This window comes from Ectothiorhodosinus mongolicus, from assembly GCF_022406875.1.
Classification (GTDB): Bacteria; Pseudomonadota; Gammaproteobacteria; order Ectothiorhodospirales; family Ectothiorhodospiraceae; genus Ectothiorhodospira; species Ectothiorhodospira mongolica.
Genome location: NZ_CP023018.1, coordinates 286,124 through 302,624, shown reverse-complemented (window position 1 = coordinate 302,624; position 16,501 = coordinate 286,124). Strand labels below are relative to the sequence as shown.

Here is a 16,501-nt window from a genome sequence, read left to right as displayed (position 1 = left end):
CATGAATAAGATCTTCAACATCGTCTTTAGCAAGGCCAAGAAGCAGCTCGTCGTCTGCTCGGAGCTCGCGCGCTCAGCGAAAAAAGCCGGCCGCACCATCAATAAACATGTAGGCAAGTGGGCCGCAGGCATGGCCCTGGCTGGCAGCTTGCTCTCCGGCCCCTCACTGGCCCAGCCGCCACCGAACGAACTGCCCAGCGGCTACGACATCCGCCACGGCCAGATCCAGGTCGAGCAAGCCGCCAATCAAATGAACATCCGCCAGCAATCCCAACAAGGGATCATCAACTGGCAAAGCTTTGACGTCGGCCGCGACGCCCGAGTGCACTTCGATCAACCAAACCGCGATGCCGCGACCCTAAACCGCGTCCTATCCGGTGCTGAATCGCGCATCTATGGCCAAATCACCGCCGTCGGCCAAGTCTTTTTATTAAACCAAAGCGGTATCGTCTTTGGCCCCAACGCCCGTATTGATGTCGGCAGCCTGGTGGCCGGCGCCATGCGCATCACCGACGAAGACTTCCTCGCCGGCAACTATCGCTTCACCGACGGCCAAGGCGTCATCACCAACATGGGTGAGCTTAGCGCCGAAGACGCCGGCCTGATCGCCCTCTTGGCCCCCGAAGTCATCAACGAAGGCGTCATCCGCGCCCGCAAAGGCACGGTCATTCTCGCTGCCGGTGAAGCCATCACCCTCACCAACCAAGCCAGCGGCATGACCGTGGTCGTCGAACAAGGCGCCATCGACGCCTTCATCGAAAACCGCAACCTCATCGAAGCCGAAGACGGCCGCATCTTCATGAGCGCCCGCGCTGCCGATGCCCTGGCCCGCGCCGTGATCAGCAACACCGGCACCATCGAAGCCCGCGGTGCCCGCCGCGTCGGAGATGTCATCCGCCTCGAAGCCCGCGAAATCCACAACGCCGGCATCGTCGACGGCTCCGGCGGGGATGTCACCCTCAACGCCGAACAACGCATCACCAACACCGGCGCCATCATCGCCAAGGGCGACGCAACCACCCCCGGCGGCAACATCACCCTCAAAGCCGAAGACATCGACAACCGCGGCACTATCGACGCTAGCGGCGAAACCGGCGGCCAAGTCACTCTGCAAGGTGAGACCCGCATTACCATTCGGGGTGATGAAGACACTCCGGCCAGCATTCGCGTTGATAGCAGCGGCGCTGAGGCGACTGCGGGCAGTATCCTGCTGCAGACCACTCAGCTGGAGATTGCGCGCGCAACGCTCAGTGCCCAAGGCCAGATGGCGCAGGGTGGGTATATCGCACTCTTGGGCGATGAGATAGCAGTCAGCCAAAGCCAATTGGATGTGGGCGGTTTGTACCGAGCAGGCCTGATTGAAGCCCTTGCCACGCCTGCCACCAACGTGCCCGAGGTCGCAGAACCTGTGTGGCAGGAAGTACCGGATGAGCCAGAGGTGCCTCCACCGCAGCCGGGCAAAGTCATTCTCACTAATGTGCAGCTGAACTCCAGTTCACGACGTGGCAATGGCGGTGACATTCAAATCACCGGCGACCACATCACCCTTACCGGCAATAGCAGCCTCGATGCCAGTGGCGACACCGGCGGCGGCAGCATCAAAGTCGGCGGCGACTGGCAAGGCCGAGGCAACCTGCACCAAGCCACCACCGTCACCATCACCGACGACGTCAGCCTCGATGCCTCAGCCCTCAGCCAAGGCGATGGGGGCATGATCGTGGCCTGGAGCGACATCACCAACCCCAATAGCGTCACCACAGTGGCGGGCAGCCTCAAAGCCGAAGGTGGCAAACAAGGCGGCGACGGCGGCAAGATCGAAACCTCGGGCTATGACCTGAAGGTCGATGGGATTACCATCTCCACGCAAGCAACCAACGGAACTACCGGGCAGTGGTTGCTGGACCCGAGGAATATCACGATTACCAGTGGCACCAACACGGATGTAGATGCCAGCTACACAGCTACGGCTGACAGTGCGATTGTGGATGTGGCAACGCTACAAACCGCACTTAACAGCACGAACGTGACTGTCTTTACCGGCACGACTGGAACGCAGGAGGGCAACATCACGGTGGCAGCTGCCATCTCCTCAGGCTCAATCTACGATCTTGAGCTCAAAGCCGCCAACGACATCATCATCAATGAAAACATTACCCGTTCAAGCACCGGTGGCTTGATCCTTAGGGCAGGTTCGGGTTCGGTATCGGGTGCTGGTGATTTGATTCTGGGTGGCGGCACGACATTATCACTGGCGCATGGCACGACGCTGGCCAACGACATTGAACTGATCACGGGTGGGGCAACGATCACGTTTGCTGACCTTGAGGTGGAATATCTTTTAGTTGGTGGTGGTGGTGGCGGTGGTAATGGTTATGGCGGCGGTGGTGGAGGTGGCCAAGTCATTGAAAGCACAACAGGGATGACACTGACGGATGCGAGCTATGCCATTGAAGTCGGTCTTGGAGGGGTGAAGCAAGCCGATGGCCAAAGTACTTCTGCATTTGGGACGATAGCCATTGGTGGCAAGAAAGGGAATGATAGGGACGTTAATGGACACAGCGGCGGCACCAGTGGGAATGGGTTCGCTGGGGGTGTTGGATTTAGCTTTGGTGGCGGCGGCGGTGGCGGTGCTGGCGGTGTGGGTCAGGCTACAACATTCTCTAGCTCCACGTACTACATAGGCAAGGGTGGTATCGGTGTTAGCTCTTCGATCACTGGGTCTGCGACATACTATGGTGGTGGTGGTGCCGGAGGTGGTGGGTCGCCGGGAACTTACGTTTATCCCTCCGAAAATAACCCAGGTGGCGGTGGGTTAAGGAGTGACGGTCAGGCTGGCACTGGAGGTGGTGGTGCTGGCGGACGAAGCGGTGGGTCTGGTGTTGTTGTCGTTCGTTATCAAGGCGGAGTTGGTGCCGCTGGTGGTAGCGTTGCGTCGCTGAGCGACGGGGGGATCACATATCAAGTTCACACCTTTACGAGCACCGACGAGTTTGCTCTGCTCGGAGCAACCATCACTGGCGACGTGTCTGGCTCAGGTAATCTGACTAAAACGGGCGCAGCAACGCTATCGCTTGCCGGAGCTAACACCTTTGACGGTGACACAATCATCAATGCCGGCACAATGGAAGTAACCGGCACACTAGGCCACGACGCAAGCGCACAAACAACGGGTAGTTACGCTGGTGCGATTGCTAATAACGGCACCTTAAAGATCAATACGTCAGCCACGCAAACGTTAGCCGGTGCGATTACTGGGGCAGGCCAGTTTGAGCAAGCTGGCGCCGGTACAACCATTCTTACGGCTTCAGGCAATGCCTATACCGGTGCCACCACCATTTCTGATGGTGTGCTGCAAATTGGTAATGGCACCAGTAGTGGAAGTCTCGGTGTTGCTGGTACGGTGACTAACAACGCAGCGCTGGTATTTAACACCGCAGCTGCTGACACCGTCACTATTGGTAAAAACATTTCAGGTTCCGGCACCCTAGAAAAAGACGGTGCTGGAAAAATCCAGCTAACCGGCAACAACACCTATGCAGGTACGACAACCATTTCGAGCGGTACGCTGGAAGTCGGTGCCGGTGGCACGACTGGCACATTAGGCACGGGCAACATCACCATTGATAGTGGAGCGATTCTCTCAACCAATCGTTCCAACGGCTTTAGCATCACGGCTGACATTACTGGTCAAGGTAAGCTAGTCAAGAAAGGTAACGATCTCCTTAACCTAACAGGTACGAATGATTTCCAAGGTGGGGTGGAGGTTAAAGCCGGCACGCTAGCCATCAGCACCGATGTTGCCGGTGGTTTTGAGGGTGGTCTGACCATGGGTGTCGATCAAGACTCCTCAACTACCCTAGCACTTGGTCCGAGTGTGACGCTTAACAATGATGTCACCCTGCATGGTGACGTGTCAGTGGTGCTCGGCATACCGGTTGACTACCTAATCGTAGGTGGCGGTGGTGGTGGTGGCGGTCGCGATATCGCTGGTGGTGGTGGTGGTGGTCAGGTTCAAACTGGCACTGTGATTCTGACTGGCACTTCCGCAGATGTAACTGTTGGCGGTGGTGGACTAGGTGGCTACGATGAAAACGACTCGGCCGACCAAGACAGACATGGCTTACGCGGTGATAGTTCGTCGTTCTTTACGATAAGTGCTGCCGGCGGCGGCGGTGGCTTCGGTTGGAATAGTGGCGATGAGCGCTCAGGCGGTGCGGCTGGAGATGGTGGAGCTTCTCGCACTGGTGGCGAAGGAGCCGGCGGTTTAGGTCAGGGTCCGAACGACCCGAACCCAGGAGACGGTGGCGATGGTGTCTATGTTGTTTGGGCAGATGACCTGAGTTTTGGGGAAGATGGATTCTTTGGGGCAGGTGGTGGCGGATCGAGTCATAGGTCAACGACACCGCTGTTCTTAGGCACCGGTGGGCTTGGTGGCGGTGGAGACGCGAGCACCGAAGGTGGGCAGGCCGGCGCTAGCAACACTGGTGGCGGTGGTGGTGCTAGTCGCGGTGTGAGAGCGGTTGCCACGGGAGGCAAGGGCGGTTCTGGCATCGTTATGCTGCGCTACCTTAGTGACTCAGACCTAGCTACTGGTGGCACTGAATACGCATCGAATGGTTATCGAGTGCATGCCTTCACTACTGTGGGCGATGCGACTTTTACGCTTAATTCCGGGCCGATCGATGCCTCCATTACCGGCAAAATAACCGGGTCGGGCTCGTTGACTGCTGATGCAAGTGCAGGGTCACTAACGCTCAGTGGCACCACGAGTGATCATTCGGGGGCCACTAACATCACCGGCGGCACCGTTAAGCTGACCGACGCAGGTGCGCTGGGTAGTGGCTCGGCTGTCACACTGTCAAATGCCTCCGGCGCAAAACTGGAGCTTGCCAATACCGATCCGGCCCCTACTGATAATCCACTTTTAGTCACCATCGCCAACCTAGCCGGCGGTGGTTCAGCAGGCGGCAACTTGGTGCTCGGTGCCAACACTACATTGGTGACAGGCAACAGCAGTGATACAAGCTTTGGTGGCGTGATTTCCGGTGACGGTGTACTAGAAAAAGCAGGTAGTGGCACTCTGACACTACGCGGTAACAACACCTATGCCGGTGGTACGAATTTAGTTGGTGGCAAGATCTCTGTTCGCTCAAATAGCATCGGTACTGGCCGACTAACGATGGATGCGGGCACCACACTGTTGGTAAATCACGGCACCATCCTAAATAACGACATCACGCTTTCAGGCAACGCCAACATCGCGTTCTCCGACCTGGAAGTTGAATACCTGATTGTCGGTGGTGGTGGTGGCGGTGGTGGCGGTGGCGCCAACGCTGGCGGTGGCGGCGGTGCTGGTGGCGTGCTACAGGGTTATAAGACCATCGCGGAAAATAGCAATAATGTTGTCGTGGGGGCTGGCGGCTCGGGAACAAATCCCGTTGCTACTACTGATTCCAAGGGGACGGCAGGGCAGAACTCTAGCGCCTTTGGTTTAACTGCAGACGGTGGCGGTGGGGGTGCTGGTGGCACTAACGCCGCTGGGCCAGGTTCGGGTGGCTCTGGCGGTGGTGCGGCGAGCATCGGTGGCACTGGGGGCGCAGGCTCTTCAGGTCAGGGTTTTGCAGGTGGAAGCATCACTGGTTCATCCACCGTGGGTGCAGGTGGCGGCGGTGCGGGTGGGGCTGGCAATGCGACCGGTGCCGGTGGCATCGGTATTGAAACATTCATCACAGGCTCATCGATGTGGGTCGGTGGTGGTGGCGGTGGTGCTACGACTGGGGCCGGTGGTGGCGCCGGTGGCCAAGGCGGCGGCGGCGCTGGTACGGACGGCAACGGCATTGCTGGTATTGCCAACACGGGCGGTGGCGGTGGTGGTTCGCACGAGTTTGGTAAACAAGGCGGCCAAGGCGGCTCCGGCATCGTGGTCGTGCGTTATTCCGGCAGTTCCACAGCTTCGGGTGGTTCCATTACCAATGACAGTGATGGCAATGGCACCTACACCGTTCACAGCTTCACCGTTGCTGGTAGCAGCACCTTCACGCTCGAAGACAATTTCAAAGCAACTCTATCAGGCAATATCACCGGTGCGGGTAAAGCCTCGATTGATGCGGATCGCGGGAAAATTACCTTATCAGGTGATAGCGATTTCACCGGCGGTACCGATTTAACCGCGGGCACCTTAATCGCTCGGTCTAGCACGGCATTGGGTGATGCCGATGCAGCCAATAGCCGTTTGCATATGGCCGCCAACACTGAGCTATTACTCGGTCATAACGTTTCCATTGCCAACAACATCACCTTAGCGGGTACGGCCACCATTGGTCTTGCGCCTCTGGATGTTGAGTACCTGATTGTTGGTGGCGGCGGTGGCGGTGGAGCACGCCGTGGCGGCGGCGGTGGTGCCGGTGGGTTTGTTTCGGGTACGACATTATTAGACGCATCGACGAATTTGCACACCATTACGGTTGGTGCGGGTGGTCTGGGTGGATTGTCGAGCCGCAATAGTATTGCGGGTGTTTCCGGTAACCGCAATGCCGCTTCAGGGGACGCCTCAACGGCTTTTGGGGTGACTGCTGCAGGCGGTGGTCATGGCGGTTCTTACGCTGGCGGTGATGGCGGCCTCAGTCAGGCTTCAGCTGCAGGTGCCTCTGGCGGTGGTGGTGCAGGCACAAGCAATACGGCAGGTGCAAATGGAACCGCCGGCGAAAGTGGTGGTGCCGGAGCCAACTATGGTGGTGGCGGTGGTGGTGGTGCCAGCCAGGCAGGGGCTAACGCAAGCGGAAATGTTGGTGGCAAAGGTGGCGATGGCAAACAAAGCGATATTACTGGTGTAAACACTTGGTACGCCGGTGGCGGTGCAGGTGGTAGTCATAGTGGCGGTAGCATCGCGGAAGGTGGTAATGGCGGCGGCGGTCAAGGTCAGGCGGCAACGAATGCAAACCTTGCAAATTTGGATGGTGAAGCCAATACGGGTGGCGGTGGTGGCGGTGGCTCTACCAACAGTGCTCATGAGCAAGGCGGCGACGGCGGCTCGGGTATTGTTGTCATCCGTTATCTTGGCGACCAAGCTGCGATTGGCGGAGATACTGAAGCGGGTACTGGTACGGCAGACGGTTACACCGTCCATCGTTTTACTGATGTTGGCACGAGTACCTTTGAGCTTGATCTAAGTGCAGCGATTTCCGGCGATATCTCTGGCTCTAATGCGCTGACGCTCGACTCAAAACTCGGCACAATTACGCTGGCGGGTGAGAATAGCTTCAACGGCAACACCATCATCACCGGCGGCACCGTTGAAGTTACTGGCACGCTGGGGCTTAGTTCAGCCGCCGGGGTCACACCAGCAACCGGTGATTTCACCGGCACCATTACCAACGCCGGTAAGCTGATTATTGAGTCCGCTGCCACCCATACTTTCTCTGGCGTTATCAGCGGTGCAGGCTCATTTGAGCAAGCGGGTTCCGGTAAAACGATTTTTACGGCTGATAACATCTACACCGGTGTCACCAGTATCAGCGATGGCACCTTGCAACTGGGTAACGATACCGGTGCAGGTATGGTGGACTCAACGAGCCTGGTCAACGATGGCACGCTGATCTTTAAGCGTAATGATAATTTGACGGCACCCTTTACCATCAGTGGGTCAGGTGATGTTGAGCAAGCAGGCGATTCCAAGCTGACCTTCAGCCTTAACAACACCTACGCGGGTACTACCACGATTTCTGATGGTGACTTGCAGGTTGGCAACGATGGCACCACAGGTAGCGTCGGTGCTGGCAATATTTCAATTGCCAGTGGCTCAAGCCTCATCATCGATCGCACCAACGACTTCAGCCTGACCCAAGATATTTCGGGTTTGGGTAAGCTCGTCAAACAACAAAACACCACGCTAAGCCTTTGGGGTAGTAATACGTTTGAAGGCGGCACCGATCTAGACGCTGGAACCATCATTGCGCGCACGGATACGGCGTTGGGTGACAGCACGAATGGCACGCTCACCATGGCTGAGAGCACCACGCTGCTACTCGGCCATAATGTATCAATTGCTAATGCCATTAGCCTGGCGGGGGCGGCCACCATTGGTATGGCCCCGCTAGAGGTTGAGTATCTGCTGGTGGGGGGTGGCGGTGCCGGCGGTATAAGCGCAGCGTTCAGCCCTGGTGGCGGTGGCGGTGCCGGTGAATTCCTGACAGGCGCTCAGATACTCGATGAAAGTCGTTACACCGTGGTTGTGGGTGCCGGTGGTAATGCGAGTGCAGCCAATCGTGATGGGGCCAGCTCATCAGTGGGCGGTAATCTCTTGCTGGCCCGAGGTGGTGGCGCAGGCGGCAATGGTGGAGGTAGTTCTGGTAGCGCCGGCGGGAGTGGTGGTGGTGCGGGCCGTGGTGGCATCAACGGTGGTGCATCGACTGCAGCAGCACCAGGCCTTGGTAATGCTGGTGGTGGATCAAGCGGTGCATGGCCTTCCGGTGCGGGCGCTGGCGGTGGCGGCGGAGCAGGGCAGGCAGGCGCTACGGTCAACTCAACCACAGGTGGTAAGGGGGGTGACGGTGTTTCATCGGATATCACCGGCACTCTGACGTGGTACGCCGGGGGCGGCGGCGGCGGTGGCCGCGGCTCGGGGACTGCAATTGGTCTTGGTGGCACCGGCGGCGGTGGTGATGGCGTTCATGAAGGCGGTGGTAACCTAAACGATGCCCATGGCACTGCCAACACGGGTGGCGGCGGTGGTGGGCGTACAAGCACCAGCAGCAGTGGCAGAGTGGGTGGCGATGGCGGCTCTGGCATTGTGGTGCTGCGCTACCGAGGTGGCGATGAAGTCGCCACGGGCGGCACGGTCACTAAGATTACTCAAGATGATGTGACCTATCAGGTCCATAAGTTCACAAGCGGCACAACGGATTTTGCGTTCAATATGGCTGGAACGCTTTCAGGCGAGATCTCCGGCTCTGAGAACCTGACACTTGATGCCAAGCTCGGCACGCTGACGTTGAGTGGCACCAGCACTTACACCGGCAACACCACGATCGCGGCTGGTGCGGTAGAAGTCACCAGCGCCAGTGGCTTGGGCAGCGGGTCAGCCGTCACGATCAACAATGTTGCAGACACGGTGCTCAGAACCAAAAACCTAGACACAGCAGCTGACGCCGCGATGATGACGCTGACCATTGGTTCGCTAGCCGGTGGTGGTTCAGCTGGCGGCAACTTGGTGCTTGGCGACAACACAAAACTCATCACGGGCAACAGCAGTGATACCAGCTTCGATGGAGTGATATCTGGAGATGGTGCACTAGAAAAAGCAGGTAGCGGCACGTTCAAGCTACGTGGTAACAACACCTTCACTGGTGGCACGACAGTCACCGCAGGTTCGGTTGCTCTGCTATCAAGCAGTGCACTAGGCACTGGCGACATCACCATGGCCGGTAGCACTGGCATGGTGCTTGGTCATGGTGTGAATATTGCCAACGACCTTGAGCTCGAAGGCAATGTGAACTTCTCGTTTGCCCAAGAACTATTGGTTGAATACCTCATCGTCGGTGGTGGCGGTGGTGGTGGCGCACGCCGTGGCGGCGGCGGTGGTGCCGGTGGATTTATTGAAGGCTTCACCGTACTGGATGATCTGAGCATCGCACATACCATCACGGTTGGTGATGGTGGAGAGGGAGGACGGTCGAGTCGAAACAACATCGATATTAGCGGCGGTCGCGATCCTGGCCAAGGTGGTGACTCAAGCGCGTTTGGGCAAACTGCACTTGGGGGCGGGGTCGGCGGTTCGTATGATGATAATCCCGGCAGTCTTACCAGCGGTGGTCATCAAAACTTAGCATCGACGGGCGGCTCTGGTGGTGGCGGTGCGGGAAGAGGTGACAACGCGACGAGCCCGAACACGTTTGGTGCCAGTGGAACGCCAGGACAGGGCATGGATGGTGGTGATGGTGTTCAATCTACAGACGATTTTGGTGGCGGCGGTGGCGGCGGTGCCGGCCAGCTAGGATTCAAGGCCAGCGGAAATGTCGGTGGCAAAGGTGGCGATGGCAAACAAAGCGATATTACTGGTGTAAGTACCTGGTACGCGGGTGGCGGTGCAGGTGGTAGTCATAGTGGCGACACTGTAGCCCTCGGCGGTCAAGGTGGTGGCGGTGATAGCCAAACTGCAAATAGTGCAAACTTGCCGAACATTCACGGCGCAGCCAACACTGGCGGTGGTGGTGGTGGTGGGTCTACCAATGGCAGTCACGAGCAAGGCGGCGACGGCGGCTCTGGTATTGTTGTTGTACGTTACCTCGGTACCACCACAGCAACGGGCGGCAATGCCTCGCAAACCGTCATCGATGGCGAGACCTACACCGTCCATCGCTTCACCAGCACCGGTGATGAAACCTTCGGCGTGCAAGACAACTTCGCTGCATATCTCTCAGGCAATATCACCGGTGCGGGTAACGCTTCAATTGATGCCGGTCGCGGCCAGATCACCCTGTCAGGTAATAGCGATTTCACAGGTGGCACGGATTTAACCGCGGGCACCTTAATTGCCCGTTCTAGCACGGCATTGGGTGATGCCGCGGCAACTGATAGCCGTTTGCATATGGCCGCCAACACTGAGCTATTACTCGGTCACAATGTTTCCATTGCCAACAACATCACGTTAGCGGGCACAGCCACCATTGGTCTTGCGCCTCTGGATGTTGAATACCTGATTGTTGGTGGTGGCGGTGGCTCAGGTGGTGGCCAAAGTGGTGTTGTTTACAACGCACCGGGTGGTGGTGGCGCTGTTGTCTTGGGTTTGGGGTCGGTTGGATCAGCTTCCTCGACAGTTACCGTAGGTGCCGCAGGCGCTAGAAGCGTTCTAGGTGTAGGTGGTACGTCATCCTTCTTGGGGACGGACGCGCTCGGTGGCTGGAGTGGTGGTCTGGATGCCGATAACAACCTATTGATTGGGCGCGGCGGCGCTAGTGCTTCAGGCAACACTGGCGGTATTCGAAACGGCTACGCCTCAGGCGGTGCTGGTGGACATACAGAGGCGGGGTCTGACGCGCCAACTGGCACTCAAGGTGGCGAGGGTGGCGCCGGTCTTACCTCGACTATCACTGGCGATTCAGTGATGTACGGCTTCGGTGGGGGCGGAAGAAACGCCACCAACTGGGGCTATAGCGGTGATGGTGTCACGCGCCAAGCACATGCTCCGGCTAATACGGGCGGCGGCGCCCAGGCTGACCACAATGCAGCCGCTGGGGTGGTTGTCGTGCGTTACGCATCGTCCGATGCATTGGCTTCGGGCGGCAGTCTGTCCTCCTTTAATGGCAATGGCACGATTGGTGAAGATGGCGTCACCTACCAGGTGCATCGCTTTACAAGCACCGGTTCGAGCACTTTCTCTGTTGATAAGTTATCAGCGAACTTGACTGGTAATATCTCAGGGTCGGATGCGCTGACGCTCGACTCCGCCATGGGCACGATCACGCTGGCGGGTGAGAACAGTTTTGATGGCAACACCACCATCACCGGTGGCACGGTTGCAGTGACTGGCACACTGGGTCACGACTCGGCGGCGGGTGCAGCAACTGCAACGGGCACGTTTAGCAACACCATCGCCAACGCCGGCAAGCTGATTGTTAATTCCGATGCAACCCATACATTCTCTGGCGTCATTAGCGGTGCAGGCTCATTTGAGCAAGCGGGTTCCGGTAAAACCATCTTTACGGCTGACAACACTTACACCGGTGTGACCACCATTAGCGATGGCACCTTGCAACTGGGCAACAACACCAACGCGGGTATGGTGCTTTCAACGAGCCTCGTCAACGATGGCACGCTGATCTTCAAACGCACCGATGATTTGACGGCACCCTTTACCATCAGTGGGTCAGGTGATGTTGAGCAAGACGCGGATTCAAAGCTGACCTTCACGGCTGATAACACCTACACTGGTACCACCACGATTTCAGCTGGACATATCAAGGTTGGTAACAACACCGCCACGGGATCTGTGGGTACGGGTGACATTATCATTGACAACAGCGCTTCTAAGCTGATTGTCGATCGCACCACTGATTACGACTTGGGCATGGTGGTTTCCGGTGCGGGTTCAATTCAAAAGTTGCTCTCATCAACACTCACGCTCAGAGGTGACAACACCTACAGCGGTGGCACCGATCTAGACGCAGGCACCATCATTGCCCGTCATAACAACGCGCTAGGCTCGGCTGGCCTAACCATGGCTGCAAGCACCGAGCTGCTGCTCGATCATGACATCACACTGCCGAATTCGATTGAACTTGAGGGTGCAGTGGAGATTGGTTTTGCGCCCTATGAGTTGTACGTCGAGTACCTCATCGTTGGCGGCGGCGGTGGCGGTGGCGGCATCATCGGCGGTGGCGGTGGTGCCGGCGGTGTACTGAGAGGCGAAACCGGACTGTCCGGCACGGTAACCGTCGCTGTGGGTGATGGTGGCTTGGGTGGTGTGGGTTGGAACTTCGCGCCGCAAAACGGTACTCAAGGAGAGAACTCCAGTCTCGGTAATTTGGTTGCCATTGGCGGTGGTTACGGTGGTGCGCACAACACGGGCCAGCTCAATAATGGCGGTGCCGGTGGTTCGGGTGGCGGTGGTTCAGCAACCGGTAATGCACAAGGCGGTGCTGGCACCGCAGGTCAGGGGAATGACGGTGGCGCCGGTCGAAACGACGGCAATAGGCCCGGCGGCGGTGGTGGTGCTGGCGGTGCGGGTGAAGCAGCGCCAAGCGATCGTGCGGGTAACGGAGGCGTCGGTGTTCTGATTGACTGGGCGCAAGAGGCAGGCTTTGGTCAATCAGGCTACTTCGGTGGTGGTGGCGGCGGTGGTCCGCGCTCTGGGCACGGCAGCGCCGGTGTTGGTGGCAATGGTGGCGGCGGTAACGGCACGACGACGACTGCCAAAGCCCATGACGGCCAAGCCAACACCGGCGGTGGTGGCGGTGGTGCCGGTTACAACGGCACTTCGAGCGCGCGACTTGGTGGCAAAGGTGGCTCGGGCATTGTGCTGATTAAATACGCCGGCTCGCAGTTTGCCACCGGTGGCAGCATTCAGTCGATTGACTTTGATGGTGATGGCAATGGTCAAACTGAAGCCTATACCGTTCATGCGTTCACGTCCGTCGGTTCAGCCAGCTTCTCGGTGGATAACTCCAGGATGTCGGCCGGCATCACCGGTAACATTACCAATGCTTCGGGTGCCACTGGCGCACTCACTAAAACCGGCGCCGGTGAATTGACCCTGTCTGGCAACAATACCTACACCGGCAGCACCACCATCAGTGCCGGTGCGGTGAAGGTCACCAGCGCCAGTGGGTTAGGCAGCAACTCAGCAGTCACTATTAGTGATACCGCCGGTGCGCAGCTGCGCACATACAACGCCGATGCCGACCCCACGAATAACCCCTTAACCGTTGCGATTGGTTCACTAGCTGGTGGAGGTGCCAACGGCGGTAATGTCTCGCTCGGTGCGAGTACCACGCTACAAACCGGTTCACTGGATACCGATACCACCTTTGCTGGCCGTATTTCAGGGGCTGGCAATCTGGAAAAAACCGGCTCAGGTACCTTGACCGTCACGAATAACAACGGCTATGCCGGCACAACAACGATATCCGGCGGCACATTGCAAATTGGTGATAACGGCACCACCGGTAATATCGGCACCGGTGAGGTCAACATCGGCGCAGGGGCGATTCTGCAAACCAATCGCTCTAACGGATTTACGATCAGCTCAAACCTCACTGGCGAAGGCAAGCTCATTAAAACCGGTGCGGAGTTACTCAATCTAACGGGGACTAACAGCTTTAGCGGGGGTGCCGAGGTTAAAGATGGCACGTTAGCGTTGAGTGTGACCGCCGCGGGTGGATTTACCGGTGGCCTAGAAATGGGTGTGGATGGCAACTCATCCACCACCTTGGCACTGGGCGCAGGCGTGGTGCTGGATAACGATGTCACTCTCAACGGTGCTGTGTCTGTCTTGCTCGGTATTCCTATCGAATATCTTGTGGTGGGCGGTGGCGGCGGTGGCGGTGGCCGTGATATCGCCGGCGGCGGCGGCGGCGGCCAAGTGCTCTCGGGCACCGTCATCCTCACCGCATCAGACGCGCAAGTCTCGGTGGGTGCCGGTGGCGCTGGGGGTACAGACACCAACGAAGGCCGGCATGGTTTAAAAGGGGGTGACTCCCAATTCTTTACCCTCACCGCGGCCGGTGGTGGTGGCGGGTTTGGTTGGGCCAGCGATACCTTGGCGGATAACCGTGTTAACGGCGGTGGCGGAGAAGGTGGCACCAGTCAGCGCGGTGGCGGCAGCGGCGTAGCGGGTAATACGGCGGTAGGTTCCAATACCGATGGTCGTGACGGGCTTTTTGTGGGTTGGGCGAGCGCCTTAGGCCGTGGCGATGATGGGTATTTTGGTGGCGGCGGTGGTGGTACCAGCCACCGCAGTGCCAACCCAGGCACGTTGGGTGCTGGCGGACTCGGTGGTGGCGGTGATGGCAACATCACCCGTGACGCATCGATTCAGGATGGTCAGACCAATACCGGTGGTGGCGGTGGCGGTAGCCGCGGCACTGGGGGCTCGGCCAGTGGTGGTGATGGCGGCTCGGGCATTGTGTTGCTGCGCTATGCGGGTGACAGCGCCTTGGCCACGGGCGGTACGGTGAGCACGGAAGGTGAGTTTCAGGTTCACACCTTCTTATCAGGTGCCACTACATTTAGCCTGACTGGCGGATCTTTTGATGCCGAGATTACCGGCAGTATCACCGGGTCGGGCTCGCTCACGGCGGACGCCTCGGCCGGCCAATTAACGCTCTCAGGGGCGAGTGATTACACCGGGAGCACGGTGTTCTCAGGCGGTGTGATTGAGATGACTGGCACACTGGGTCATCAATCGGATGCTGCGGGCGATAACCCTGCGGTGGGTGACTACGCTGCCGCGATCACTAACAACGCCGAGCTGATCATCAACACCGATGCCACCCAGACCTTGGGTGGCACGATCAGTGGCAGTGGCAGCCTGGTTCAGGCCGGCAGCGGCACCACCATCCTCACACAGGACAACACCTACGACGGCACCACCACCATCAGTGGCGGCGTGCTGCAACTCGGTGCAGGTGATCTTAGTGCGGCTGACAGTGGTAGCAGCACGGGCATGGTCGGTGCCGGTGACATTATCTTCGCCCCGGCCGCTGCTGACCCAATCCCAATGCTGCGCATTAATCGCAGCAACGCACTGACGCTCAATCGTGATATTTCCGGCCGCGGCGAATTAGAACTCACCGGTGCGGGAACGATCACGCTGACCGGTCGCAACACCTACACCGGCGATACGTCAGTCGATGACGGCGATTTGATCATCGCTAGCACTAGTCTCTTGGGTGGTTCCACGGGTGGTAACTACCAGGGAGATATCAGCATCGCATCGGGCTCCAGCCTGACCAACCAGGCCAGCGCCACGCAGCAGTGGACGGGCAATATTTCTTCTGACGGCACCTTCACACAAAACGGCACTGGTATCCTCGCGCTTTACGGCACCAACACGTTTGCGTCCAACATTGCGGTCAATGACGGCACACTCGGTGCGTTTAGTGACGATGCTTTTGGCAACGTACAAGTTGACGTGACGAATGCAGGCCTGCTACTAGGCGCTGGTGTCACGCTCGCCAACAACATTACTCTGGCCGGCGCTTCCACTATCGAGACTGGCCGTATCGTTGAATACATCATCGTTGGTGGCGGTGGTGGCGGCGGTGCTTGGGTCGGCGGTGGCGGCGGTGGCGGTGGTGTGCTGACTGGTGCCACGCTGGCTGATGGCGTTACCACCATTGTGGTTGGCGGCGGCGGTACAGGTGCAACCAACCCCGGCACCATGAATGCCAATGACTTGAGGGCAACAAGCGGCGGTAGTTCCGTTGCATTTGGGCTAACGGCGCTTGGTGGTGGTCATGGTGGTTCTTGGTCAGGTCAAGCGCCGGCTTCTGGCGCCAGCGGTGGCGGCAGCGGTAATGCCGGTGCGGCTGGTACGGGTACTGCTGGTCAGGGCTTTGCCGGTGGCACCGGTCTCGGTAATTCAACCAATGGCTATCCCACGGGTGGTGGCGGCGGTGCCGGTGGCGCCGGTGGTAATTGGAGCCCATCCAAATCGGGTGATGGTGGCATCGGCGTTTATGTGGATTGGGCCGACGCAGCGAGCTTAGGTGATGATGGCTGGTTCGGTGGCGGCGGTGGCGGTGGTGTGCACGGGTTTGGCGTGGGCGCCAATGCAGCCGCGGGCTCGGGCGGGCTAGGCGGCGGCGGTAATGGCATTGTTGCGACCACGACCAAAGCACAAAGCGGCGGCAACAACACCGGTGGTGGTGGCGGTGGCAGCGGTAATGCGGGCAATCTATTCTCCCGTGGGGGTGATGGTGGCTCCGGTTTGGTGGCCATTCGTTATCTTGGCAGCACCGCAGCAGCCAGTGGCGGCACGGTGAGTACGGGCACGGGCATCAAT

Annotated in this window: 1 protein-coding gene (only partly in view); it reads left to right on the top strand. The window is 58.6% G+C overall.

The features are described from left to right. Position 1: 1 nt before the first annotated feature. Positions 2 to 16,501 carry the 5' end (the start) of a YDG domain-containing protein gene (locus CKX93_RS01015; protein ID WP_076754452.1) on the top strand. The gene runs 37,800 nt beyond the window's last position, so the window shows 16,500 of its 54,300 coding nt (coding positions 1–16,500); the start codon lies at positions 2 to 4; its stop codon lies off the right edge, out of view.